Source organism: Stutzerimonas sp. NM35, from assembly GCF_054604355.1.
Window position 1 is genome coordinate 3,176,858 of record NZ_CM137728.1, and the last position, 23,289, is coordinate 3,200,146.

A 23,289-nucleotide genomic window follows, 5' to 3' on the forward strand; every position below is an offset into this window, starting at 1 on the left:
TCGGGTTACGCCTTCGGCTAACCCGACCTACAGGGCTGGAGGCTTACGCTAAATCCCCGTCAAGCTTTTCGTCCAGCCATCCAGCCTCCAGCGCCTTTGTCGGCTTTTATCGGCTCTTCTCGGCATTACGCAGCGATATCTGGTCGTTCAGCGTCCAGAAATCGTAGAGCACGCCGATGAAGAACAGCCCGCCGCTGCACAGGTAGATGATCCCGGTGATCCATTTGCCTTGGTACATGCGGTGCACCCCGAACACGCCGAGGAAGGTCAGCAGTATCCAGGCGATGTTGTAGTCAATCGGCCCGGAGTTGAAGCGCAGGTCGGCCTCGCGGTCCATCGACGGGATCAGGAACAGGTCGATGATCCAACCGATGAAGAACAGGCCCAGAGTGAAAAACCAGATCGTGCCGGTCACAGGCTTGCCGTAATAGAAACGGTGCGAGCCGAGAAATCCGAATATCCACAGCAGATAGCCGATCACCTTGCTATGCGTGTCCTGTTGCATGGGAAAACCTCGCTGTCTGGAAAGCCCGTCCGGGCGCTGCTCTGATCTTATCCGATGGCGTGTGCACGTGCCGCCGCCAAACGGGCAACGCGAAACGGCACTGCCGTGATACTGTACATGCAAACAGTATTTCGGCAATCCCATATGCAATTGATCGACAAACTCAGCGTCCTGGCCGACGCCGCGAAATACGACGTGTCATGCGCCAGCAGCGGCGCGCCGAAGCGCAGTTCCAAAGGCCGCAGCGGGCTTGGCGCCACCGACGGCACGGGTATCTGCCACAGCTTCACGCCCGATGGCCGCTGCGTGGCCCTGCTGAAGATCCTGCTGACCAACTTCTGCCTGTACGACTGCCAATACTGCGTGAACCGCCGCTCCAGCGATGTGCCTCGCGCGCGCTTCAGCCCTGAAGAAGTGGTGACGCTGACGCTGGATTTCTACCGCCGCAACTGCATCAGCGGGCTGTTCCTCAGCTCCGGCATCATCCGTTCGGCGGACTACACCATGGAGCAGCTCAACCGCGTGGCCAGACTGTTGCGCGAGGAACACGAGTTTCGCGGCTACATCCACCTGAAGACCATTCCCGACGCCGACCCGCTGCTGATCGCCGAAGCCGGACGCTATGCCGATCGCCTCAGCGTCAATATCGAGCTGCCCACCGAAAGCAGCCTGATCCGCCTGGCCCCGGAAAAACAGGTCGTCTCCATCAAACAGGCGATGCACTCGATCCATCAGGGCGAAACCGAGGCCCGCGTGGAAAAGCGTGCGCCACGCTTCGCCCCCGCCGGCCAGAGCACCCAGATGATCGTCGGCGCCGACGCCACGGACGACAGCACCATCCTCCACACCGCCCAGTCGCTGTATGGCGACTTTCGCCTGCGCCGCGTCTACTACTCGGCCTTCAGCCCCATCCCCAACAGCCCCGCCAGCGTGCCCTTCGAAGCGCCGCCGCTGCTGCGCGAGCATCGCCTGTACCAGGCCGACTTTCTCATGCGCGGCTATGGCTTCAGTGCCGGCGAACTGCTTGCCGGGCCGGGCAACCTGCCGCTGGACATCGACCCCAAGCTCGCCTGGGCACTGGCCAACCGTGAGCATTTTCCCGTCGACCTGAACCGTGCCGAGCCCACACTGATCGCACGCATTCCCGGCATCGGGATACTCAGCGCCAAACGCCTGGTCGCCCTGCGTCGGCAGAAGCGCATCCGCTTCGAAGACCTGACACGGCTGCGCTGCTCACTGGAGAAAGCCAAGCCGTTCATCATCACCCAGGATTACCGACCGAGCCTGGCGCATCGCGACTCCGTGACTCTGCGCCGGCAACTCAGTGAAGGCCCGCAGCAGATGGCGCTGTGGTGATGCGTCAGGTGCGCTTCGACGGCAGCTTCGAGGGCTGGCGCGACGCTGCCCGCGCCCTGCTTGTTGAAGAGGTTGCGCCCCATCAGCTGGAATGGCTGGCGGGCAACGCCCGAGGGGGCCTGTTCGAGCAGTGCGCCGTGCCCGAGCCGGGCACGCCGTCGGCAGCCATACGCATTCCACGACAGTTACTGGCCGAACTGGAGGGCGCCGCACGCTTTCGCAACAGTGATCGCTGGAGCCTGCTCTATCGCATTCTCTGGCGGGTCGCCAAGGGTGACCGCAGCGCCCGGCTGGTCGGCGATGTCGACGGCAGCGAGTTGCACGCACGGCTCAAGGCAGTGCGCCGTGAAGCCCATCATCTGCATGCCTTCTTGCGTTTCAGCCCATCGGGGGCGGACAGCGCTCCGGACTACGTGGCCTGGTTCGAGCCCGCTCACGACATCCTGCTCAGCGCGGCCCCACACTTCGCCGAACGCATGGGCCTGCATTCCTGGCTGATCGCAACGCCGGAGGATGCGGTGCTCTGGGACGGAATGACCCTGCACTACGCCAACCCCTGCCCTCTCGCCTGGCGGCAGCTGGCGCAAGGCGCACAGGACCCCGGCGCCGAGCTGTGGAAGGCCTACTACGAAAGCACCTTCAATCCGGCCCGGCTCAACCGCGAAGTGATGCAGAGCCATCTGCCGGTGCGTTTCTGGAAGAACCTGCCGGAGGGCTCGCTGATTCCCCAACTGATGAGCCGCGCCCGCGCCGGAGCCCAGCGTGATGGTCAGGCCGAACGCGTCGCCAATCAGCCGGGCAAGCGCATCGGCCCGGCCCGTCAGCCAGACTGACAGGCTGACAGGCTGACAGGCTGACAGGCTGTCAGCGGAAGCTGCGGCCCGGATCGTCGTCGCTGACCTCCAGGGTCAGGCCCTGGGAAACGCTGCTCAGGTGCTCGCTGTCGGTTTCCGAGCCCAGCTTGATCATCAGGCGCAGGTCGTTGGAAGAGTCGGCGTGCAGCAGGGCGTCTTCGTAGGTGATTTCGCCCTGCACGTAGAGGTTGTACAGCGCTTGGTCGAAGGTCTGCATGCCGAGGTCGGTGGAGCGCTTCATCAGGCCCTTGAGCTCGTGCACTTCGCCCTTGCGGATCAGGTCGGCGGCCAGCGGCGTGTTGATCAGCACCTCGATCACCGCCCGACGGCCCTTGCCATCGGGTGTCGGAATCAGTTGCTGGGCGACGATGGCCTTGAGGTTCAGCGAGAGGTCCATCCACACCTGATTCTGACGGTCGGCGGGAAAGAAGTTGATGATCCGGTCCAGCGCCTGGTTGGCGTTGTTGGCGTGCAGCGTGGCCAGGCAGAGGTGGCCGGTCTCGGCGAAGGCCACGGCATAATCCATGGTTTCGCGAGCGCGGATCTCGCCAATCAGGATCACGTCCGGCGCCTGGCGCAGGGTGTTCTTCAGCGCCACTTCGAAGGAGTCGGTGTCGATGCCGACCTCGCGTTGGGTGACGATGCAGCTCTGATGCTGGTGGATGAACTCGATGGGGTCCTCGATGGAGATGATGTGGCCGCTGGAATTCCTGTTGCGGTGGCCGACCATCGCCGCCAGCGAGGTGGACTTGCCGGTGCCGGTGGCGCCGACGAAGAGCACCAGCCCACGCTTGGTCATGGCCAGGTTCTTGAGGATATCCGGCAGCTTGAGGTCATCGATGGTGGGGATATTGGTTTCGATGCGCCGCAGCACCATGCCGGCCAGGTTGCGCTGGTAGAAGGCACTGACGCGGAAGCGACCGATACCGCGCGCACTGAGGGCGAAGTTGCATTCGTGGTTCTCGGTGAATTCGCGACGCTGCTGCTCGTTCATCACGCCATGCACGGTTTCGCGGGTCATTTCCGGCGACATCGGCGTCTTGCTCACGGGCATGATCTTGCCGTTGACCTTGATCGACGGCGGCACACCGGCGGTAATGAACAGGTCGGAGCCGCCTTTCTCCACCATCAGGCGCAACAGTTTCTCGAATTCCATCGTCGTACTCGCAGTCGTGGCGAAACCGTCTCGGACGGTGGCCAGTAGTTAGAGCCTGTTCAAGGCCTCGCGAGCTAGAGGCATGCAAGGCAAAAACAGGCGAAGAAGCGCAGTTTAGTGGCCTAAATGAGCATTACTCACTTTCGTTCGCCCTTCGGGCCGCGCTGAAGCGCGTTAGCCGCAAGCGGCTTGCTGAGCCTGTTTTTAACGCAGCAGGACCGACGCGCAGCAGGCCTTGGACAGGTTCTCAGAAGTTTTCCGGCTGCTTGGCCTTCTCCTTGGCGCTGTCACGCGAAATGATGCCCTTGGCCAGCAGGCTCTTGAGACAGGAATCGAGCGTCTGCATGCCCAGCGAACCGCCGGTCTGGATCGAGGAATACATCTGCGCCACCTTGTCCTCGCGGATCAGGTTACGGATTGCCGGGGTGCCGATCATGATTTCGTGAGCCGCCACGCGCCCGCCACCGACCTTTTTCATCAGGGTCTGGGAAATCACCGCCTGCAAGGATTCGGAGAGCATCGAGCGGACCATGGCCTTTTCCTCGGCGGGGAACACGTCCACCACCCGGTCGATGGTCTTGGCCGCCGAGGTGGTATGCAGGGTGCCGAATACCAGGTGCCCGGTCTCCGCCGCGGTCAGCGCCAGGCGGATGGTTTCCAGGTCGCGCATCTCGCCGACCAGAATGATGTCCGGGTCCTCGCGCAGGGCCGAACGCAGCGCCTCGGAAAAGCCCAGGGTATCGCGGTGCACTTCGCGCTGGTTGACCAGGCACTTCTTCGATTCATGGACGAATTCGATGGGGTCTTCGATGGTAAGAATGTGCTGGTACTTGGTGTTGTTCAGGTAATCGAGCATGGCTGCGAGGGTCGTGGACTTGCCCGAGCCGGTAGGCCCGGTGACCAGCACCAGCCCGCGCGGCACATCGGTGATCTTGCGGAAGACTTCGCCCATGCCGAGGTCTTCCATGGTCAATACCTTGGACGGAATGGTCCGGAATACCGCTCCCGAGCCACGGTTCTGGTTGAAGGCATTGACCCGGAAACGCGCGACGCCGGGCACCTCGAACGAGAAGTCGGTCTCGAGGAACTCCTCGAAATCCTTGCGCTGCTTGTCGTTCATGATGTCGTAGATCAACGCATGCACCTGCTTGTGGTCCATGGCCGGCAGGTTGATCCGCCGGACATCGCCATCGACGCGAATCATCGGTGGCAAACCGGAAGAAAGGTGCAAATCCGATGCACCCTGCTTGGCACTGAAGGCCAGCAGCTCTGTGATATCCATGGGACTCCCCAATTACAAGCAAGCAGGTAGAATGCCGCGCAGACCCCAAGGCGGCGGCGCAGGTAAATGTCCACGATAGCGAAGAATATTGCAAAGGTCGCAACGCGTATCCGTGAGGCGGCGCAAGCTGCGGGACGCGATCCCGAAACGGTCGGGCTGCTGGCCGTCAGCAAGACGCAACCGGCAGAAGCCATTCGCGAAGCCCACAACGCCGGCCTGAGCGATTTCGGCGAAAACTATCTGCAGGAAGCCCTGGGAAAACAGGCCGAGCTTGCCGACCTCACCCTCACCTGGCATTTCATCGGTCCCATCCAGTCGAACAAGACCCGCGCCATCGCCGAGCATTTCGACTGGGTGCATTCGGTCGATCGCCTGAAGATCGCCCAGCGCCTGTCGGATCAGCGCCCCGCCGAACTGCCGCCGTTGAATATCTGCCTGCAGGTCAACGTCAGTGGCGAGGCCAGCAAGTCCGGCTGCGCCCCGCAGGAGGTCGCGCAACTGGCCCGTGCCATCATGGCACTGCCCAATCTGCGCCTGCGCGGCCTGATGGCCATTCCCGAACCCACCGATGACATCACCGAGCAACACGCCGCCTTCACCCTCGTGCGCCAGTTACAGCACGAACTCGACGCAAAACTGGACACCCTATCCATGGGCATGAGCCAGGACCTTGAAGCCGCCATCGCCGAAGGCGCCACCTGGGTACGCATCGGCACCGCCCTGTTCGGCGCCCGCGCCTACCCATCGCAAACCGCTACGGCAGCGCCCACTCATGACCAAAGGAAATAACAGATGAGCACTCCCCGGATCGCCTTCATCGGCGGCGGCAACATGGCCGCCAGCCTGATCGGCGGGCTACGCGCCCAGGGCACCTCTGCCGCCGCCCTCTGCGCCAGCGATCCCGGCGCGGACAGACGCGCCGCGCTCCTCGCCGAGCATGGCATCAAGACCTTTGCCGACAATGGCCAGGCCGTGAACCATGCCGACGTGGTGGTGCTGGCGGTCAAGCCACAGGTGATGCAAAGCGTCTGTCGCGACCTGGCCGGCTATCTGCAAGCGCACCAGTTGATCGTCTCGATTGCCGCCGGCATCAGCTGCGACAGCCTGCAGAACTGGCTCGGCCCGCAGCCACGGGCCATCGTGCGCTGCATGCCCAACACCCCTTCGCTGCTGCGCCAGGGCGTCAGCGGGCTTTACGCCAACGCTCAGGTCAGCGACGCGCAAAAGCAGCAGGCCGAGCAATTGCTGTCCGCGGTCGGCCTGGCCTTGTGGCTCGATGACGAGCCGCTGATCGATGCCGTCACGGCGGTATCCGGCAGCGGCCCGGCGTATTTCTTCCTGCTGATCGAAGCCATGACCGCCGCCGGCGAACAGCTCGGCCTGCCCCGCGAAACGGCAAGCAGACTGACCCTGCAGACCGCCCTCGGCGCCGCGCGCATGGCCTGCGAAAGCGATGTCGAGGCCGCCGAATTGCGCCGCCGCGTCACCTCGCCGAACGGAACCACCGAAGCGGCAATCAAAGCCTTCCAGGCGGGCGGCTTCGAGGCGCTCGTACAGCGGGCACTGGATGCGGCTGCGCAACGCTCAGCCGAACTCGCCGCACAACTGGGCAACTAAGGAGCCTTCATGTCCCAACTCTCGCAAGCCCTGATCATGATCATCCAGACGCTCGGCAGCCTGTATCTGCTGATCGTGCTGCTGCGTTTCATCCTGCAACTGGTGCGCGCCGACTTCTACAATCCGCTGAGCCAGTTCATCGTCAAGGTGACGCACCCGCTGTTACGCCCCCTGCGCCGGGTGATTCCCAGCATCGGCAGCCTCGATCTGTCCTCGCTGGTGCTGGCGATTATCGTGCAGGTACTGCTGATGGCAGCCGTCCTGATGCTGGCCTATGGCAGCATCGGCAATCCGCTGCAGCTTCTGGTCTGGGCCATCATCGGCATCACCGGGCTGTTCCTGAATATCTTCTTCTATGCCCTGATCATCAGCGTGATCCTGTCCTGGGTCGCACCGGGCAGCCACAACCCCGGCGCGCAACTGATCAACCAGATCACCGAGCCGGCACTGGCGCCCTTCCGCCGCCTGCTGCCCAACCTGGGCGGCCTGGATCTTTCGCCGATCTTCGCTTTTCTGGCAATCAAACTGCTGGAAATGCTGGTGATCAACAACCTGATCATGATGACGAACATGCCCAATATCCTGCGCGCGCTGGTCTGAACGACAGGCTCTCGATCGCCTCTTTGGCTTTGGGGGCAGTTCACAGCGACTCGATTGACCTGCACGGGGCGAGGGGGATAATCACCCCTTCGCTTTTCAGGAAACGCTGATCATGGAACGACTCGACCGGCAGGTGGATGCCTACGTCACCTGGAAACGCGACCTGATTCGCGAGATCACCCGCTATCGCAGCTGGCTCGTCCACAACCGCCTCAACTCCAGCGCCGTGGATGCGCGTCTGGAGCGCGCCCTCAAACGGCTGCGTACCGATCACATCACCCTGGCCTTCGTCGGCGAGTTTTCCCGCGGCAAGACCGAACTGATCAACAGCCTGTTCTTCTCCGAATACGGCCAGCGCATCCTGCCTTCGCGTGCCGGCCGCACCACCATGTGTCCGACCGAACTGTTTTTCGATCCACGCACGGAACGCTCCTTCATTCGCCTGCTGCCAATCGAGTCACGCCTGGAAGACACCAGCATCGCCCAGCTCAAGCGCACGCCGCGCTTCTGGCTGAGCCTGCCGCTGAACCTGGACGACCCCGACAGCATGATCGAAGCCTTCAGCCAGGTGGCCGCCATCAAATCGGTGCCGGTGGAGCTGGCCATACAACTCGGCTTTCATCCAGATACGCTGGAAAGCTCCGACACCGCCGACGAGGTGCTGATCCCGGCCTGGCGACATGCCATGGTTAACTTCGACCACCCGCTGCTGCGTCAAGGCCTGCGTATTCTAGACACACCCGGTCTCAACGCACTTGGCAGCGAGCCGGAACTTACGCTGTCGATGCTGCCCAGCGCCCAGGGAGTCATCTTCCTGTTGTCGACCGATACCGGCGTCACCGCCAGCGACATGGACATCTGGCAGCAACACATTCGCCAGCTCGGCGATGGACAGCAGCGCCTGTTCGCCGTCCTCAACAAGATCGACGTACTCTGGGACGACGTAAGCGGTGAGGCCTTCGTAGAGGAGGCCATCGGGCAGATTCGTGCCGGCACAGCACAGCAACTGGGCATCGCCACCGTGGATGTACTGCCGCTGTCGGCCAAGCAGGCCCTGCGCGCCAGGATCCATGGCGACGCCGCGCTGCTGGAGCGCAGCCGGCTGGCGACGCTGGAGCAATTGCTCTGCGAACGCATCCTGGCCAGGAAGGAGCAACTGCTGGAACAGCAGGTGGTACGCGAGGTGCTGGCGTTGCTGCATAACAGCCAGAACATTCTTGACCTGCGCCTGACCAAAGTGCGCGAACAGAGCGAACTGCTCGACAGTCACCGCCAGGACAGCGGCCAGATGCTGCTGGAACTGACCGCCCGCACTCGCCACGACCACAACCAGCACCACAAGCGTCTGCTGCAGCTGAAAACCAATCAGCGCCTGCTGCAGCGCCAGGGCGAACTGCTGCGCGCCACCGTGCGCGCCGAGCGCCTGGAAGAACACCTGGCGCGCCTGCACCGCAGCCTCAGCGGCAGCCTGACCACGCTGGGCATCAACCTCAGCATCCTGCACTTCTTCCGCTCGGTGGAGCAGGATCTGGGTGTACTGGAACAGGAAGCGGCACTGGCCAATAAAATGGTGATCGCCCTCTACAACCGCCACAACGAAGAGAACCCGCTGCAAGGGATCGATGCCCCGCTATTCCGCCTGGCCCCCTACCAGCAGGAACTCAAGGACCTGCAGAACAAGGCCGATCAGTTCCGCCTGCAGCTAAAGACCCTGCTCACCGAACAGCGCACCCTGACCCGACGCTTCTTCGCTACCCTGGTGCAGGAGGTGATCGCCATGCACCAGCGCCTGCGCCAGGAAGCGGAACACTGGGCCGCCGAAGCCCTGATGCCGCTCATGCAGCATTCTCTGGAGCACAAGCAGCAGCTTGAGACGCATATCCTGCGCCTCAAGAGCCTGGCTCAGGATAACCAGCAAAACAGCCAGCGCAGCCGTCAGCTGGCGCACTATGAACTCGAACTGCGGCAACAGCTGACCCAGGCCGGCGAAATGCTGCGCCTGCTGCGACGCCCGGCACCGACTCGACGCCAGGGCAAGGTGGTCAGTATCGTCGCAGGCTGACCCCGGCGTTGCGATTGGGGGTGAATTGAGCAGCGCTAACCTTTAGACTTTGCGGCTTCTTTTCGCAAGAGCCAGGGTCGATGCCCACTGCTATTCCAGCCGATTCCGTTGGCCTGGTGAGTCCGAAGGTCGTGCATTTCGCCGAGCCGCTGGCACTCGCCTGCGGTCGCACGCTGCATGACTACCAGTTGATCTACGAAACCTACGGCGAGCTCAACGCCAGCCGCAGCAATGCCGTGCTGATCTGCCATGCCCTGTCCGGTCATCACCATGCCGCTGGCTACCACAGCATGGAAGACCGCAAGCCGGGCTGGTGGGACGCCTGCATCGGACCCGGCAAGGCCATCGACACCAACCGTTTCTTCGTGGTCAGCCTGAACAACCTCGGTGGCTGCAACGGTTCGACCGGACCGGGCAGCCTCAACCCGCAGACAGGCAAGCCCTACGGCGCGGATTTCCCGGTGGTCACCGTCGAAGACTGGGTCCACAGCCAGGCACGTCTTGCCGATATGCTGGAAATCACCCAATGGGCGGCAGTGGTGGGCGGCAGTCTGGGCGGCATGCAGGCGCTGCAATGGACGATGAGCTATCCCGAGCGCGTCCGCCACTGCATCGCCATCGCTTCGGCGCCCAAGCTTTCAGCGCAGAACATCGCCTTCAATGAAGTGGCGCGCCAGGCGATCCTCTCCGATCCCGAGTTCCACGGCGGGCACTTCCAGGAGCAGGGCGTGATTCCCCGGCGCGGGCTGATGCTGGCGCGCATGGTCGGACATATCACCTACCTGTCCGATGACGCCATGGGCACCAAGTTCGGCCGCGGCCTGAAGAGCGAGAAGCTCAACTACGACTTCAACAGCGTGGAATTCCAGGTCGAAAGCTACCTGCGCTATCAGGGCGAGGAATTCTCCAGCCGCTTCGACGCCAATACCTACCTGCTGATGACCAAGGCGCTGGACTACTTCGACCCGGCAGCCGCCCACGGCGACGACCTGGCGAAAACCTTCGAGGTGGCTCAGGCCAACTTCTGCGTGATCTCCTTCACCACCGACTGGCGCTTCTCGCCGGAACGCTCGCAGGAAATCGTCAACGCGCTGATGGCCGCACGCAAGAACGTCTGCTACCTGGAAGTCGATGCGCCCCAGGGCCACGATGCCTTCCTCATCCCCATCCCGCGCTATCTGCAGGCCTTCAGCAGCTATATGAACCGCATCGTTCTATAAGGAGCCCACCATGCGCGCCGATCTGGACATCATCCAGGAGTGGATCCCCGCCGGCAGCCGGGTGCTCGACCTGGGCTGCGGCAATGGCGAACTGCTGGCCTGGCTGCGCGACCACAAGCAGGTCAGCGGCTATGGCCTGGAAATCGACCCGGACAAGATCGCCGCCTGCGTCGAGAAAGGCGTCAACGTCATCGAGCAGAACCTGGACCTGGGCCTGGGCAACTTCGCCAGCGACAGCTTCGACGTGGTGGTCATGACCCAGTCGCTGCAGGCGCTGCACTACCCGGACAAGGTGCTGGCGGAGATGCTGCGGGTCGGCAAGATCTGCATTATCACCTTCCCCAATTTCGGTCACTGGCGCTGCCGCTGGTACCTGGCCAGCAAGGGTCGCATGCCGGTCTCGGAATTCCTGCCCTACACTTGGTATAACACGCCGAACATCCACTTCTGCACCTTCGAGGATTTCGAGCGACTGTGTCGGGAGCGTGGTGCCCGCGTGCTCGAACGCCTGGCCGTGGACCGCGACCACAAACACGACTGGGCCAGTCGCCTGTGGCCGAACCTGCTCGGCGAAATCGGCATATACCGTGTCACCGGGCCGGGCAGATGACCCGCGTCACTGATGGAGGAAGACCATGAAATTCAGTCTGATCACCCTGCTCACACTGCTGCTGGCAATGCCCGCCTGGGCCGAGCGCAAGCACAGCTTCGGCGAGTACGATATCCACTACATCGCCTTCAACTCCGGCTTCCTGCAACCGGAAATCGCCGCCGCAGCCGGCCTGGTGCGCAGCAAGACCCAGGGCGTGGTGAATGTTTCGGTACTCAAGGCCGGCAAGCCGTCCGCAGCCCTGGTCAGCGGCACGGTCAAGAACCTGCTGGGCCAGGACCGTCCCCTGACCTTCAGGCAGCTCAAGGAAGGCGAGGATGCCATCTATTACCTGGCGCAGTTCCCCTTCGATGCCGAAACGCTGCGTTTCGCCCTGACCGTGCAGCCCATGGGCGCCGACCCGGTCAGTTTCACGTTCACTCAGGAGTTCTTTCCGGATAAATGATGCCTTTCAGAGAACTGGTGCTGGCCAGCCACAACGCCGGCAAGCTCAAGGAACTCCAGGCCATGCTGGGCGACGCCGTGCGCGTGCGCTCGGTGGGCGAATTCAGCGACGTGGAGCCGGAAGAGACTGGCCTGTCGTTCATCGAGAACGCCATCCTCAAGGCCCGCAACGCCGCACGGGTATCCGGCCTGCCAGCGCTGGCCGACGACTCGGGGCTGGCGGTCGATTACCTCGGCGGCGCACCGGGCATCTACTCGGCGCGCTATGCCGATGGCCAGGGCGATGCGGCGAACAACGCCAAGCTGCTGGATGTCCTCAGCGGTGTCCCCGACGCCGAGCGCGGCGCGCAATTCGTCTGCGCCCTGGCGCTGGTCAGGCATGCCGATGATCCGCTGCCGATCATCTGCGAAGGCCTCTGGCACGGGCGCATCCTGCACGGGCCGCGCGGTGAGCAGGGCTTCGGCTACGACCCGCTGTTCTGGGTGCCCGAGCGCGACTGCTCCAGCGCCGAGCTGCCCCCCACCGACAAGAACCAGCTCAGCCACCGCGCCCGCGCCATGGCGCTGCTCAAGGCTCGGCTGGGGATCGCTTGAAAACCGCTAAAGGCTCAAGGCTGGACGCTGAACGAAAAAGCGACACCCTCGTCCAGCCTCCAGCCTTCAGCGATGACCAGGCACAAGCTATCGAGCTGCCGCCCCTGGCGGCGTACATCCATATCCCCTGGTGCGTGCGCAAGTGCCCGTACTGTGACTTCAATTCCCATGCGGCCGGGCCGCAGTTGCCGGAAGATGAATACGTCGCGGCGCTGCTGGCCGATCTCGATGAGGATTTCGATCAGGTCCAGGGCCGCCGGCTCGGCTCGATCTTCTTCGGCGGCGGCACGCCCAGCCTGTTTTCCGCCCAGGCGCTGGGGCGCATTGTCGAAGGGCTGGAGCGGCGGGTCGGCTTTGCCGAGGACATCGAGATCACCCTGGAAGCCAATCCGGGCACCTTCGAGCAGGCGAAATTCCGTGACTACCGCCGCCTCGGCATCAATCGCCTGTCCATCGGCGTGCAGAGCTTCCAGCCGGCCAAACTGAAGGCGCTGGGCCGCATCCACGATGGTGACGAGGCCATTCGCGCCGCCGACATGGCGCGCGCAGCCGGTTTCGACAACTTCAACCTGGACCTGATGCACGGCCTGCCCGGACAGAGCCTGGAGGATGCGCTGAGCGACCTGCGCATCGCCATTGCGCAACAACCGACGCACCTGTCCTGGTATCAGCTCACCGTCGAGCCGAACACCGAATTCTGGAACAGGCCACCGCAACTGCCCGAAGACGACACCCTCTGGGATATCCAGGAAGCCGGCCAGGCGTTGCTCGCCGAACAGGGCTACGCCCAGTACGAGACCTCGGCCTACGCACAGCCCGGACGCCAGGCACGGCACAACCTCAACTACTGGACCTTCGGCGACTTCCTCGGCCTCGGCGCGGGCGCTCACGGCAAGATCAGCCAGCCTGACGGGCGCATCCTGCGTAGCTGGAAAACCCGCCTGCCAAAGGACTATCTCGACCCGGCCAAGCGCTTTCGTGCCGGCGAGAAGTTATTGCAGGCCGAGGAATTGCCCTTCGAATTCCTGCTGAATGTGCTGCGCCTCACCGACGGCGTGCCCGCACCGTTGTTCACTCAACGCACCGGCTTGCCGTTGCAGCAGTTGGCCGAAGCGCGCCGCGAAGCCGAAGCCCGCGGCCTGCTGCTTGCCGACCCGCAACGCCTGGTCGCAACACCCAAGGGCCAGCTGTTTCTCAACGATTTGCTACAACTTTTCCTGCCCTGAAGGCTAAGGACCCGCATGGACCTCGTACTCGACCTGATCGCCACCCTGTCGCGCTGGAGCCGCAGCCATCTTTTCGATATCTCCCTGGCGATCATGGCCACGCTGTTCGTGCTGTTCGGGCCGGTGCTCAACGCCTGGGTGCAGAAGAACATCGGCGGGCTGAACTTCATCCTGCGCACCCTGGTGTTCGTGATCTTCTGCGCAGTGGTCTACGGCCTCGGCATCATCTACCTGAGCCCCTGGCTGGCCAAGGGCCTGGCGCAGTTCAACAACTACACCCTGGCGCCAGTATTGCTGCTGGTGCTGTTTATCATCGGGGTCGTTGCCGACCGCAACTAGCAGGCCGTTGAGAAACGGCCTGCCAGCCCTCTAGTTACCACGCCGCAACGCCGCCGGCGAGAAATCCCTCGGGCTGAGCTCGACGCCGAAATCGTACATCGGCTCGTTGTTGTCCAGACCATCGACGAAGTAGTTGCCGTCCCTGAGGTGATACAGGGTTTCCAGCGTGCTGCCGAACATCGGCACTTCGTAGTAGCTGATCGGATGACTTTCCTGCAGGCCGATCAGCTCGGCATCCCGGTCGAACAGGTCCACCGCGAGAATCTGCCAGCTGTCCTCATCGATGTAGAAGCGCCGCATGCCATAGGGATGGTTGAAGCCCTTGCGCAGCGTCGCCTCGACGATCCAGACGCGGTGCTGCTCATAGCGCAGCAGCTCGGGATTGAGCGTGCGCGCACCGACGATCCGGTCGTAGGGAATGCCCTGCTGGTGCACGGCATAGCTGTTATAGGGCACCAGCATCTCGCGCTTGCCCACCAGCTTCCACTCGTAGCGATCCGGCGCGCCATTGAAGGAGTCGACCACGTCGGCGGTGGCCAGCCCGCTGGTGTCCGGCTGCGGCGAGTCGTAGGCCAGCGACGGCAGACGCCGCACGCGCCGGTCGCTCGGGCTGTAACGCCAGGCCTTGCGAACCGACAGCACCTGGTCCACGGGGTCCTGCACCACCAGCGCCGTACCGGAGAGCTTCGCCGGCGCAGTCACCCGGTACTTGTAGTACAGCAGGGTATTGTCCAGCCCCTGCTCATCCATGCCTTCGCGGTTGTAGACGTAGTAGACATGCCGGTCGCGGCGGATCAGGCTGCTCCTGCCGTTGATCACCACCGCCTGGTTGTTGATCATCTGGGTCTGCTCGCCCCTGTAGTGCAGGATGTGATTCCAGATCACCTCCATGCCGTCCTGCGGCAGCGGGAAGGGTATCCCGGCAGCCGCCCCCCGGATGCCATTGCCGTTGGCGATCAGCTCGGCGGAAACGGCGTTGGCGCGGGTTTCGTCATAGATACGCTGTGGCGCCGCAGCGCTGCGCCGTGAAGGAAAAACCCGCAGGCTGAAATCCGGGTTGCGCTCCAGCAGCGCCCGCAGCCCCTCGGGCAGCAGGGCGGCATATTGCGCGGCGTTGCTGCCGTCCACGCGATAGAGCAGCGGATCGGCGGCATACGGGTCCGGGTGATGCATCCCGACCCTGTAACCGGCCGGTGGCTGCACGCCGCCGGTCCAGGCCGGAATGCTGCCGTTGGCACTGCCGGCGCGCTCGGCGCCCAGCGGGGTCAGGTCCTGCCCCAGGCGCGCCGCCTGGGCCTCATCGACCTTTGCCTGGGCCTGGCAGGCACAGGCCGCCAGCAACAGAACTCCAAACTTTCTGAACATCTTTCGCTCCTTTGCAGCGCGACAGGCACGCCACATGTGACAACGCCCTGCCGGCTGGCAGGGCGTTCTTCGAGATGCTGCGGATCATGGAGCGGTGTACTGGTGGATCGATTCAGGCATCGACAGCAGAACGTTGCCGTCAGTCGATGCGCTCGAACTTGAGGTCCCAGACGCCATGACCCAAGCGCTCACCACGGCGCTCGAACTTGGTGGTTGGCCGCTCCTGCGGACGATCGACGTACTGTCCGCTGACAGCCTGGTTGCGATAACCCGGCGCAGCGTTCATGACGTCGAGCATGTGCTCGGCATAGGCTTCCCAGTCGGTCGCCATATGCAGCACGCCTCCCACCTTCAGCTTGCGCCTTACCAGTTCGGCAAATGCCGGCTGGACGATACGCCGCTTGTGGTGCCGGCTCTTGTGCCAGGGATCGGGAAAAAACAGCAGAACCCGGTCCAGGCTCGAATCGGCGACACATTCACGCAGCACTTCCAGCGCATCGCAACTGTAGACCCGCACATTCGTCAGGTTTTGTGATACAAGCCCGGAAAGCAGCGCCCCTACACCAGGCGTATGCACTTCCACGCCGATGAAATCCTGCTCGGGCGCTGCCGCCGCCATTTCCAGCGTGGAATGCCCCATGCCGAAACCGATCTCGAAGGTACGCGGCGCCTGGCGACCGAACACCTCGTCGAAATCGCGCGGGCCATCGGCCAGCTCCAGGCCGAAGCGCGGCCAGCCCTGCTCCAGTCCACGCTGCTGGCCTTCGGTCATGCGCCCGGCGCGCATCACGAAGCTTTTGATGGTGCGCATACGGCGCTGGCCGTCGGCCGGGGTGGCGATGTCACTCATGAACGAACCTGCAGATAAAAAGAAAAAAGCCGCACGGCACGGTGGCGGTGCGGCATGAACCGACGATCAGCCTTAGCGGATCAGCCCTTCAAGCGGCGACGAAGCACTGGCGTAGAGCTTCTTCGGCATGCGCCCGGCCAGATAGGCCAGACGCCCGGCCTCGATGGCGTATTTCATGGCCTCGGCCATCAGCACCGGCTTCTGCGCATGGGCGATGGCGCTGTTCATCAGCACCGCCTCGCAGCCCAGCTCCATGGCGATGGTCGCATCGGACGCCGTGCCTACGCCGGCATCCACCAGCACCGGCACCGTGGCCTCCTCAAGGATGATGCGCAGGTTGTACGGATTGCAGATGCCCAGGCCGGTGCCGATCAGCCCGGCCAGCGGCATCACAGCGATGCAGCCCATCTCGGCCAGCTGGCGCGCGATGATGGGGTCGTCGCTGGTGTAGACCATGACGTCGAAGCCCTCTTTGACCAGCACTTCGGCAGCCTTGAGAGTTTCGATCACATTGGGGAACAGGGTCTTCTGGTCTGCCAGCACTTCCAGCTTGACCAGCGAACGGCCATCGAGCAGTTCTCGGGCCAGGCGGCAGGTGCGCACCGCGTCCTCGGCGTCATAGCAGCCGGCGGTGTTGGGCAGGATGGTGTAGCGATCCGGTGAAATCACATCCAGCAAATTGGGCTCGCCAGGGTTCTGGCCGATATTGGTACGGCGCACCGCGACGGTAACGATCTCGGCACCCGAGGCCTCGATGGCGTCGCGGGTTTCGTCGACGTCCTTGTATTTGCCGGTGCCCACCAGCAGGCGCGACTGATAGGTGCGACCGGCGAGCGTGAAGGGCTTGTCGTGCGGAACTGGGCTCATGGGGCCATCCTGTTCACGTGATTGAGCGGAAAGTGGGGTCGCCGCACGGGCGGCGCTCGGTAATGGGCGATGCGACGAGTATTCTCAGCCGCCACCGATGGCATGGACGATTTCCACCTGGTCGCCATCGGCCAGCAGGGTCGTCGCATGCTGGCTGCGCGGTACGATATCGCGATTGAGCTCGACGGCCAGCCGGCGCCCCGTCAGTTCCAGGCGCTGCAGCAGATCGGCCACCGACTGACCGTCAGGGAGCGCGTAGCCTTCGCCGTTCAACTGAATATGCATAGTGCTCGCCACCATTGCCAAGGGGGTCCGCATTCTAGCCTGATCGCCCCGGGCCACCCAAACCATTCATCAACAGGTCAGACGCGAAGCTTCCAGCCTGCCAGCAGCAGACAGAGCCAGCCCGCCAGAAAAGCCGTGCCGCCCACGGGCGTGATGATCCCCAGCTTGCCGATAGCCGTCAGCGTGAGCAGATACAGGCTGCCGGAAAACAGCAGCACGCCCAGCACGAACAAGGCACCTGCCGCCACCAGCAGCCGACTCGGCGCACGCAACGCCAGCAGGGCGACGCCAAACAGCGCCAGCGCATGAATCAGCTGGTAATGCACGGCGGTTTGAAACACCGCCAGATAATCGGTACTCAGGTGGTACTTCAGGCCATGGGCGGCGAAGGCGCCGAGGGCAACGCCGGTCAGCCCGAAAAAGGCCGCCAGCACAAGAAAGGGACGAATCATCAGGGGCATCCGGTCAGGTAGTTCAAGCGTGGCTATAATGCCCGCTCGATTCGACCGCCACCATGCCCATGCTCCGAACCCTGCTGCTGCGTCTCACCAAACTGCTGCTCTGGCTGGCTGTGCTTTCCGTGCTGCTGGTGCTGGCGCTGCGCTGGGTGCCACCGCCCTTCACCGCCCTGATGATCGAGCGCAAGCTGGAGTCCTGGAGCAGTGGGGAACCCATCGACCTGCAACGCAGCTGGCGCCCCTGGGCCGAGCTGCCGGACGATCTGAAAATGGCCGTCATCGCCGCCGAGGACCAAAAATTCGCCGAGCACTGGGGCTTCGACATCGCGGCCATTCGCGCCGCGCTGAGCCACAACGAGCGCGGCGGATCGCTGCGTGGCGCCAGCACCCTGAGCCAGCAGGTCGCCAAGAACCTGTTCCTCTGGTCCGGGCGCAGCTGGGCGCGCAAGGGGCTGGAAGCCTGGTTCACCGGCTGGATCGAACTGCTGTGGCCCAAGCAGCGCATTCTCGAGGTCTACCTGAACAGTGTCGAATGGGGTAGCGGCGTCTTCGGCGCCGAGGCGGCGGCGCAGCACCATTTCGGCGCTGGCGCACCCTATCTGTCGGCACGCCAGGCCAGCCAGCTGGCAGCGGTGCTGCCCAACCCGCGCGCCTGGAACGCCGGCCAGCCCAGCGCATACGTGAACGATCGCGCCGCCTGGATACGCCAGCAAATACGACAACTCGGTGGTAACGGTTACCTGAGCGGCATGCGAGAATAGCCGGGCAGACAGAAAGACCCTCCAGGGCGCTTGCCAAATGGCATTACCGGATAGATAGTCGCCCAACCTGCCATCGTATAGCCACTATCCGATGATCGACACGGAACACCGGCGCAATGTCCTTTTCGCGCTGCGAGCCCCCCCTTGTAGTACTTGGTGAATCCAATAGATGAATACGCAACTGCGCAGGCTCTGCCTGACCTATCTGGTTCTGGCGATTTTCTGGGTCCTGCTTGGCGAGGCTCTGCTGCAGTGGCTTACTGACAACCCCCAACCGGTTTCCCTGCTGCAGATGGGCAAGGGGTTGGCCTTCGTCATTTTCAGCGCCCTGCTGATGTTCATCCTCGGTCGTTACTACCTCGCGCACCTGGACAGGCAGCAGCAAGAGCAGCGAATCGCTCGGAACAGCCTGCGCCAGGCCGAGGCCGTTTTCGACAGCACCCAGGAAGGTGTCCTGATCAGCGACGCCCAGCAGCGCATCGTGCATGTGAACCCCGCCTTCAGCCGCATTACCGGCTACGCTCTGGAGGAAGTCCTGGGCCAGACGCCCAGGATGTTCGCCTCGGGCAAGCATGACGCCGGTTTCTACAGCCAGATGTGGCAGGACCTGCAAGGCAAGGGCATGTGGAGCGGCGAGATCTGGAACCGCCGTAAAAGCGGCGAGGTGTATGCGCAGTGGCAGAACCTGCGCAGCATTTGCGACGAGAACGGCAACGTCACGCACTATGTGGCGGTGTTTTCGGATTTGTCCGCGCTCAAGCGCTCGCGCGAAGAGTTGGACTATCTCGCCCACTACGATCCCCTGGTCGCCCTGCCCAACCGCCTGCTGTTCAGTGAGCGGGCCAAGCTCGATCTGGAGCGGGCCAGACTGGACAGGCGTTGCGGCGCCCTGCTGATGATCGATCTCGATCATTTCAAGGACATCAACGAAAGCCTGGGACACAGCCAGGGTGACGCCCTGTTGCTGGGCGTGGCCAAGCGTCTTGGCATGCACCTTGAGAAAGGCATGACACTGGCCCGCCTGGGTGGTGACGAATTCGCCCTGCTCTGCGAGCAATGCAACGCCGGCCAGGCGGCTGCGCTGGCGCTACGCCTGCTCGACAGCCTCGCCCTGCCCTTTCAGCTGGGCAGCAACGAACTCTTCATCACCGCCAGCATCGGCATCGTGCTCTATCCCAGCGACATCGAGGATGTCGAGCAACTGATGCGCAACGCCGACTCTGCGCTGTTCAAGGCCAAGGGCAGCGGTCGCTCGACCTATGCCTTCTATACTCAGGAGCTGACCAGCCAGGCCCAGCAGCGCGTCGAACTGTCCAGCGCACTGCGTCAGGCGCTCGAACAGAACCAGCTGCACCTGCATTACCAATCGATCCATGATCTGCGCGACGAACGCATCATTGGCTTCGAGGCGCTGGTGCGCTGGCGTCACCCGGAACAGGGGCTGATTACGCCAGCCATGTTCATTCCCATCGCCGAGGAAAACGGCCTGATCACCGCCATTGACCGCTGGGTGCTCGCGCGCGCCTGCAAGCAGATGCGCAGCTGGCTCGACAGCGGCCTTACGCTGGATTTCATCGCGGTGAACATTTCCAGCCGCCTGTTCAGTCATGGCGAACTGGACATTCTCGTCACCGACGCCCTTGCCGAGAGCGGTCTGGACGCAGGCCACCTGGAATTGGAAGTCACCGAAAGCGCCATCATGCAGGACCCCGACGCTGCCCTGGAACAACTCGCGCGCCTGCGCGCCCTGGGCGTGCGCCTGGCCATCGACGATTTCGGTACAGGCCACTCATCACTGCTGCGGCTCAAGCGCATGAATGTTCACAAACTGAAGATCGACCAGGGCTTCGTCAAGGGTCTGCCCGGCAGCCGTGAAGATGCGGCCATCACCCGTTCGGTCATTGCCCTGGCGCACAATCTCGACCTGCGAGTCGTCGCAGAAGGCATCGAAACTCCGGAGCAGGCAGACTTTCTCCTTGCCCATGGCTGCGACTATGGGCAAGGCTACGGCTTTGCACGCCCACAGGAAGCCGCGAAGATCGACTGGCAGGCATCCCTGAGCCGCGCCCCCCAATCCAACGGTGCATAATGGCGACACGCACACAGGCTTGAAGCGCCCTGTAGCCCTTATCCACTCTCGTCACAGAACGCAGCAGCGATAGCATGAGCGAAACCGCAACCGGATACAGCGTTTCCCCCGGCAGGATCCGGCAATTTTTCAACTGGCGAAACAGCGTTGCCTGGCTGGTTCTGGTATTCACGCTGCTGGTCCAACTGGTGATCCTGCAACAACTGCGCGACCATGAAACGCGCGCGGCCATTACGCAATTCGAGTTCCTGGTGGAGAAGACCACCGAAGCCATCGGCAAGCGCTTGATCGATCACGAGCAGATCCTCTATGGCGCCGCCGGGCTGTTCGACGCCAGCGGCGGTGTTTCACGCGAGCAGTGGCGCCGGTACAACGAACGCCTGCAACTGGCAGAGCGCTATCCCGGTATTCAGGGCGTCGGTTTCGCCCAGGCGGTGCCACCGCAGCAGCGCATGGCCCACATCCAGGCGGTGCGTGAAGAGGGCTTCGCCGACTACGACATCCACCCTGCCGGGGATCGTCCGCTCTACATTCCCATCGTCTATCTCGAACCCTTCGCTGACCGCAACCTCGCCGCATTCGGTTATGACATGTTTTCCGAACCGGTACGCCATCAGGCCATGTTAGCGGCAGCCGAAACCGGGCAGCCGCGCCTGACCGGCAAGACCAGGCTGCGCCAGGAAACTCACGGCGAGGTGCAAGCCGGGGTGCTGATGTATGTGCCGGTGTACCGCCTGGGTGAGCCTCTCGACTCGGCACAGCAGCGGATGCAGGCACTGCAGGGTTTCGTCTACAGCCCCTACCGGGTAGGCGATCTGATGCGCGGGATTCTCGGCGCCGCCGACCCCACGCTCAGCCTGCGCATCTATGCCGGCCCCCATGAAGACGGCGGTCAGCTCATCTTTGCCAGCCGCGAACAGCCCAGCACACAAACCCCGCGCTACAGCAAGACACTGCGTCTGGAGTTGTATGGACAAACCTGGACCCTGCACCTGGAAAGCCTGCCCGAGTTCGATGCCTTCTTTCACAACAACGATGCTCTGGTGATCGGCCTTGGCCTCGGCCTGAGCCTGCTGCTGTTCTTCCTGACGTCCTCGCTGTCGCTGCGTCGCAGCCGCGCCGAAGCCCTGGCGCAACAGATGACCGAGCGTATCCGTGAGAACAAACGCGCCTTGCAGCTGAGCGAAGAGCGCTTGAGCCTGGCGCTCAAAGGCAGCAACGACGGCTTCTGGGACCTCAATCTCGAGGCTGGTACTCTCTATGCCTCCCCTCGCGCCTGGCACATACTCGGCTATCGCCCCGGAGAGCTATCGTCGGACCTGAAACTCTGGGAACGCGTCCTGGCAGCTGACGATCTGCCCGATGCCAAGGCCCGGCTGGCGCAGACCATGCTGTCGAAGGTCGATCACTTCACCACCGAGCTGCGCTTCCAGCACAAGAACGGCAAGATCGTCCCCATGCTGGTGCGTGGTTATATCCAGCGTGACCACAATGGCCAGGCGCTGCGCATCAGCGGCACCAGCATGGACCTGACCGAACACAAGCGCATCGAGCAGATGAAGAACGAGTTCGTCTCCACCGTGAGCCACGAACTACGCACGCCCCTGACCTCCATCAGCGGCGCGCTGGGCCTGGTCACCGGCGGCGCGCTGGGCGCCATCCCGGCGGCCATGCAGCAGATGCTGGAAATCGCCCACCGCAACAGCCTGCGCCTGGGCCACCTGATCAACGACCTGCTGGACATGGAGAAGATCGCCGCCGGCAAGATGACCTTCGACATGCGCGAACACTCGCTCAAGCGCCTTCTGGAAGAAGCCCTGACCAGCAACCAGGCCTTTGCCACTCACCTGGGCGTGAACTGCGTGTTGCGCACACCGCCCGAGGTGCAGGTCTGGGTTGATGCCATGCGCCTGCAACAGGTACTCAGCAATTTCATCTCGAACGCCATCAAATACACGCCTGAAGGCGGTGAGGTGACGCTGCACTGCAACCTTGTCGAGGACCATGTACGCATCAACGTCAGCGACCAGGGCCCCGGTATTCCACAAGATTTCCAAAGCCGCGTCTTCGAGAAGTTCGCCCAGGCGGATGCCTCCGACAGCCGGCAGAAAGGCGGCAGCGGTCTGGGGTTGGCAATCTCCAAGGAGTTCATCGAACGCATGGGGGGCCGGGTCGGTTTCGACAGCAGCGAAGATCGGGGAACAACCTTCTGGTGCGAACTTCCGCTACTCGAATCCCAGAGCGCTCCTGTATCCGAGCCCAATGTGCTGCGCCTGTTGGTGGTCGAGGATGAACCCGACACCGGACGCCTGCTGTTGTTGATGCTGCGTGACGCCGGCTATGCGGTCGATCGTGTGCAGAGCCTGCATGCGGCCCGTGAAAAACTCGCCAGCACTCGCTACGAAGCCATGACCCTCGACATGCATCTGCCTGACGGCAGCGGGCGCGAGCTGATCGACGAGGTTCGAGGCAATCCCGAGACGCGGGAGCTGCCGATCATCGTGGTATCCGCTGCCAGCCATTTCGAGCGACGTGAGCAGGATGCCGGCATTACCTGGCTGCACAAACCCATCAGCGCGGCGCAGCTGCTGATCGCACTCACCGACGCCCTGGCCTTTCGCGGGCAATAAACAAGCCCGATAGTGCATTGCACAAGGGCGTGGCATCCTCGAAACCCGGATTACGCCTTCGGCTAATCCAGGCTACAGCCTGTAGGCCGGATTAGCCGCAGACGTAATCCGACGAGTAA

23 protein-coding genes are annotated in these 23,289 nt (G+C 63.1%); 15 read left to right on the forward strand and 8 right to left on the reverse strand.

The window, feature by feature from the left end; all coding sequences use genetic code 11:
• Positions 1-106: 106 nt before the first annotated feature.
• Positions 107-505: an NINE protein gene (locus ACYCFC_RS14680; RefSeq protein WP_181086990.1), complete on the reverse strand. Its 399-nt coding sequence runs from the start codon at positions 503-505 to the stop codon at positions 107-109.
• 144 nt (positions 506-649) lie between these two features.
• On the opposite strand from ACYCFC_RS14680, the gene ACYCFC_RS14685 reads away from it, so the two are divergent.
• Both ACYCFC_RS14685 and ACYCFC_RS14690 read left to right on the forward strand, forming a co-directional pair.
• Entirely contained in the window at positions 650-1,861 is a 1,212-nt protein-coding gene (locus ACYCFC_RS14685) for a putative DNA modification/repair radical SAM protein (protein WP_459652059.1), read from the forward strand.
• The gene (locus ACYCFC_RS14690; RefSeq protein WP_459652060.1) at positions 1,861-2,694 is read left to right on the forward strand and encodes a TIGR03915 family putative DNA repair protein; all 834 of its coding nucleotides are present in this window, start codon (positions 1,861-1,863) and stop codon (positions 2,692-2,694) included. The genes ACYCFC_RS14685 and ACYCFC_RS14690 overlap by 1 nt, the downstream gene beginning before the upstream one ends.
• A 31-nt stretch (positions 2,695-2,725) precedes the next feature.
• Here the strand turns inward: ACYCFC_RS14690 and ACYCFC_RS14695 are convergent, their stop codons facing one another.
• Together ACYCFC_RS14695 and ACYCFC_RS14700 are read right to left on the reverse strand one after the other, a co-directional pair.
• Positions 2,726-3,871 carry a PilT/PilU family type 4a pilus ATPase gene (locus tag ACYCFC_RS14695; protein WP_181086987.1) on the reverse strand — a complete coding sequence of 382 codons (1,146 nt, stop codon included), beginning with the start codon at positions 3,869-3,871 and terminating at the stop codon, positions 2,726-2,728.
• A 247-nt stretch (positions 3,872-4,118) separates the two neighbouring features.
• The gene (locus tag ACYCFC_RS14700; protein WP_181086986.1) at positions 4,119-5,153 is read right to left on the reverse strand and encodes a type IV pilus twitching motility protein PilT; all 1,035 of its coding nucleotides are present in this window, start codon (positions 5,151-5,153) and stop codon (positions 4,119-4,121) included.
• A 66-nt stretch (positions 5,154-5,219) separates the two neighbouring features.
• Between ACYCFC_RS14700 and ACYCFC_RS14705 the strand changes: the two genes are divergently transcribed.
• From ACYCFC_RS14705 to ACYCFC_RS14750, 10 genes are all read left to right on the forward strand, one after another.
• The gene (locus ACYCFC_RS14705) at positions 5,220-5,942 is read left to right on the forward strand and encodes a YggS family pyridoxal phosphate-dependent enzyme (protein WP_181086985.1); all 723 of its coding nucleotides are present in this window, start codon (positions 5,220-5,222) and stop codon (positions 5,940-5,942) included.
• Between the two features lie 3 nt (positions 5,943-5,945).
• On the forward strand, positions 5,946-6,770 hold the full coding sequence (proC, locus tag ACYCFC_RS14710) for a pyrroline-5-carboxylate reductase (RefSeq protein WP_181086984.1): 825 nt from the start codon (positions 5,946-5,948) through the stop codon (positions 6,768-6,770).
• A gap of 9 nt (positions 6,771-6,779) precedes the next feature.
• Positions 6,780-7,370 carry a YggT family protein gene (locus tag ACYCFC_RS14715; RefSeq protein WP_181086983.1) on the forward strand — a complete coding sequence of 197 codons (591 nt, stop codon included), beginning with the start codon at positions 6,780-6,782 and terminating at the stop codon, positions 7,368-7,370.
• Positions 7,371-7,476: 106 nt separating this feature from the next.
• Positions 7,477-9,432 carry a dynamin family protein gene (locus tag ACYCFC_RS14720; RefSeq protein ID WP_459654005.1) on the forward strand — a complete coding sequence of 652 codons (1,956 nt, stop codon included), beginning with the start codon at positions 7,477-7,479 and terminating at the stop codon, positions 9,430-9,432.
• Between the two features lie 80 nt (positions 9,433-9,512).
• Positions 9,513-10,652: a homoserine O-succinyltransferase MetX gene (metX, locus tag ACYCFC_RS14725; RefSeq protein WP_181086982.1), complete on the forward strand. Its 1,140-nt coding sequence runs from the start codon at positions 9,513-9,515 to the stop codon at positions 10,650-10,652.
• A 10-nt stretch (positions 10,653-10,662) separates the two neighbouring features.
• A complete protein-coding gene (metW, locus tag ACYCFC_RS14730) occupies positions 10,663-11,262 on the forward strand; it encodes a methionine biosynthesis protein MetW (RefSeq protein WP_181086981.1) in 600 nt (199 codons plus the stop codon).
• Positions 11,263-11,287: 25 nt separating this feature from the next.
• A complete protein-coding gene (locus tag ACYCFC_RS14735) occupies positions 11,288-11,707 on the forward strand; it encodes a DUF4426 domain-containing protein (protein ID WP_459652061.1) in 420 nt (139 codons plus the stop codon).
• Complete coding sequence (gene rdgB, locus ACYCFC_RS14740) at positions 11,704-12,300, forward strand: RdgB/HAM1 family non-canonical purine NTP pyrophosphatase (protein WP_459652062.1); 597 nt, start codon at positions 11,704-11,706, stop codon at positions 12,298-12,300. The genes ACYCFC_RS14735 and rdgB overlap by 4 nt, the downstream gene beginning before the upstream one ends.
• 89 nt (positions 12,301-12,389) lie before the next feature.
• Positions 12,390-13,526, forward strand: coding sequence for a radical SAM family heme chaperone HemW (gene hemW / locus ACYCFC_RS14745; RefSeq protein ID WP_459654006.1), 1,137 nt, complete (start codon positions 12,390-12,392; stop codon positions 13,524-13,526).
• Between the two features lie 15 nt (positions 13,527-13,541).
• Entirely contained in the window at positions 13,542-13,865 is a 324-nt protein-coding gene (locus ACYCFC_RS14750; protein ID WP_181086978.1) for a DUF3392 domain-containing protein, read from the forward strand.
• Between the two features lie 30 nt (positions 13,866-13,895).
• Here the strand turns inward: ACYCFC_RS14750 and ACYCFC_RS14755 are convergent, their stop codons facing one another.
• The 5 genes from ACYCFC_RS14755 to ACYCFC_RS14775 all read right to left on the reverse strand — a co-directional run bounded on the left by ACYCFC_RS14755 (position 13,896) and on the right by ACYCFC_RS14775 (position 17,684).
• Positions 13,896-15,230 (reverse strand): DUF1329 domain-containing protein, encoded by a 1,335-nt coding sequence (locus ACYCFC_RS14755; RefSeq protein WP_459652063.1) that lies wholly within the window; start codon positions 15,228-15,230, stop codon positions 13,896-13,898.
• A 139-nt stretch (positions 15,231-15,369) separates the two neighbouring features.
• Positions 15,370-16,080, reverse strand: a complete 711-nt coding sequence (trmB, locus tag ACYCFC_RS14760) for a tRNA (guanosine(46)-N7)-methyltransferase TrmB (protein ID WP_459652064.1) — start codon at positions 16,078-16,080, stop codon at positions 15,370-15,372.
• Positions 16,081-16,152: 72 nt separating this feature from the next.
• Positions 16,153-16,947: a thiazole synthase gene (locus tag ACYCFC_RS14765; protein WP_459652065.1), complete on the reverse strand. Its 795-nt coding sequence runs from the start codon at positions 16,945-16,947 to the stop codon at positions 16,153-16,155.
• Positions 16,948-17,031: 84 nt separating this feature from the next.
• Positions 17,032-17,232, reverse strand: a complete 201-nt coding sequence (thiS, locus tag ACYCFC_RS14770) for a sulfur carrier protein ThiS (protein WP_181086974.1) — start codon at positions 17,230-17,232, stop codon at positions 17,032-17,034.
• Between the two features lie 77 nt (positions 17,233-17,309).
• Entirely contained in the window at positions 17,310-17,684 is a 375-nt protein-coding gene (locus ACYCFC_RS14775; protein WP_459652066.1) for a DUF423 domain-containing protein, read from the reverse strand.
• Positions 17,685-17,752: 68 nt separating this feature from the next.
• Here ACYCFC_RS14775 and mtgA point away from each other — a divergent pair, with 68 nt between their 5' ends.
• The 3 genes from mtgA to ACYCFC_RS14790 all read left to right on the forward strand — a co-directional run bounded on the left by mtgA (position 17,753) and on the right by ACYCFC_RS14790 (position 23,170).
• Positions 17,753-18,451, forward strand: a complete 699-nt coding sequence (gene mtgA, locus ACYCFC_RS14780; RefSeq protein WP_459654007.1) for a monofunctional biosynthetic peptidoglycan transglycosylase — start codon at positions 17,753-17,755, stop codon at positions 18,449-18,451.
• A 169-nt stretch (positions 18,452-18,620) separates the two neighbouring features.
• A complete protein-coding gene (gene dibA / locus ACYCFC_RS14785; RefSeq protein ID WP_459652067.1) occupies positions 18,621-20,540 on the forward strand; it encodes a phosphodiesterase DibA in 1,920 nt (639 codons plus the stop codon).
• Between the two features lie 74 nt (positions 20,541-20,614).
• Positions 20,615-23,170 carry a hybrid sensor histidine kinase/response regulator gene (locus ACYCFC_RS14790; RefSeq protein ID WP_459652068.1) on the forward strand — a complete coding sequence of 852 codons (2,556 nt, stop codon included), beginning with the start codon at positions 20,615-20,617 and terminating at the stop codon, positions 23,168-23,170.
• Positions 23,171-23,289: the final 119 nt, after the last annotated feature.

What these genes read in the sequence shown, in the direction of transcription:
- ACYCFC_RS14680 (WP_181086990.1), bottom strand. Translation starts at nt 505, where the DNA reads ATGCAACAGGACACGCATAGCAAGGTGATCGGCTATCTGCTGTGGATA.
- ACYCFC_RS14685 (WP_459652059.1), top strand. Translation starts at nt 650, where the DNA reads ATGCAATTGATCGACAAACTCAGCGTCCTGGCCGACGCCGCGAAATAC.
- ACYCFC_RS14690 (WP_459652060.1), top strand. Translation starts at nt 1,861, where the DNA reads ATGCGTCAGGTGCGCTTCGACGGCAGCTTCGAGGGCTGGCGCGACGCT.
- ACYCFC_RS14695 (WP_181086987.1), bottom strand. Translation starts at nt 3,871, where the DNA reads ATGGAATTCGAGAAACTGTTGCGCCTGATGGTGGAGAAAGGCGGCTCC.
- ACYCFC_RS14700 (WP_181086986.1), bottom strand. Translation starts at nt 5,153, where the DNA reads ATGGATATCACAGAGCTGCTGGCCTTCAGTGCCAAGCAGGGTGCATCG.
- ACYCFC_RS14705 (WP_181086985.1), top strand. Translation starts at nt 5,220, where the DNA reads ATGTCCACGATAGCGAAGAATATTGCAAAGGTCGCAACGCGTATCCGT.
- proC (WP_181086984.1), top strand. Translation starts at nt 5,946, where the DNA reads ATGAGCACTCCCCGGATCGCCTTCATCGGCGGCGGCAACATGGCCGCC.
- ACYCFC_RS14715 (WP_181086983.1), top strand. Translation starts at nt 6,780, where the DNA reads ATGTCCCAACTCTCGCAAGCCCTGATCATGATCATCCAGACGCTCGGC.
- metX (WP_181086982.1), top strand. Translation starts at nt 9,513, where the DNA reads ATGCCCACTGCTATTCCAGCCGATTCCGTTGGCCTGGTGAGTCCGAAG.
- metW (WP_181086981.1), top strand. Translation starts at nt 10,663, where the DNA reads ATGCGCGCCGATCTGGACATCATCCAGGAGTGGATCCCCGCCGGCAGC.
- ACYCFC_RS14735 (WP_459652061.1), top strand. Translation starts at nt 11,288, where the DNA reads ATGAAATTCAGTCTGATCACCCTGCTCACACTGCTGCTGGCAATGCCC.
- rdgB (WP_459652062.1), top strand. Translation starts at nt 11,704, where the DNA reads ATGATGCCTTTCAGAGAACTGGTGCTGGCCAGCCACAACGCCGGCAAG.
- ACYCFC_RS14750 (WP_181086978.1), top strand. Translation starts at nt 13,542, where the DNA reads ATGGACCTCGTACTCGACCTGATCGCCACCCTGTCGCGCTGGAGCCGC.
- ACYCFC_RS14755 (WP_459652063.1), bottom strand. Translation starts at nt 15,230, where the DNA reads ATGTTCAGAAAGTTTGGAGTTCTGTTGCTGGCGGCCTGTGCCTGCCAG.
- trmB (WP_459652064.1), bottom strand. Translation starts at nt 16,080, where the DNA reads ATGAGTGACATCGCCACCCCGGCCGACGGCCAGCGCCGTATGCGCACC.
- ACYCFC_RS14765 (WP_459652065.1), bottom strand. Translation starts at nt 16,947, where the DNA reads ATGAGCCCAGTTCCGCACGACAAGCCCTTCACGCTCGCCGGTCGCACC.
- thiS (WP_181086974.1), bottom strand. Translation starts at nt 17,232, where the DNA reads ATGCATATTCAGTTGAACGGCGAAGGCTACGCGCTCCCTGACGGTCAG.
- ACYCFC_RS14775 (WP_459652066.1), bottom strand. Translation starts at nt 17,684, where the DNA reads ATGATTCGTCCCTTTCTTGTGCTGGCGGCCTTTTTCGGGCTGACCGGC.
- mtgA (WP_459654007.1), top strand. Translation starts at nt 17,753, where the DNA reads ATGCTCCGAACCCTGCTGCTGCGTCTCACCAAACTGCTGCTCTGGCTG.
- dibA (WP_459652067.1), top strand. Translation starts at nt 18,621, where the DNA reads ATGAATACGCAACTGCGCAGGCTCTGCCTGACCTATCTGGTTCTGGCG.
- ACYCFC_RS14790 (WP_459652068.1), top strand. Translation starts at nt 20,615, where the DNA reads ATGAGCGAAACCGCAACCGGATACAGCGTTTCCCCCGGCAGGATCCGG.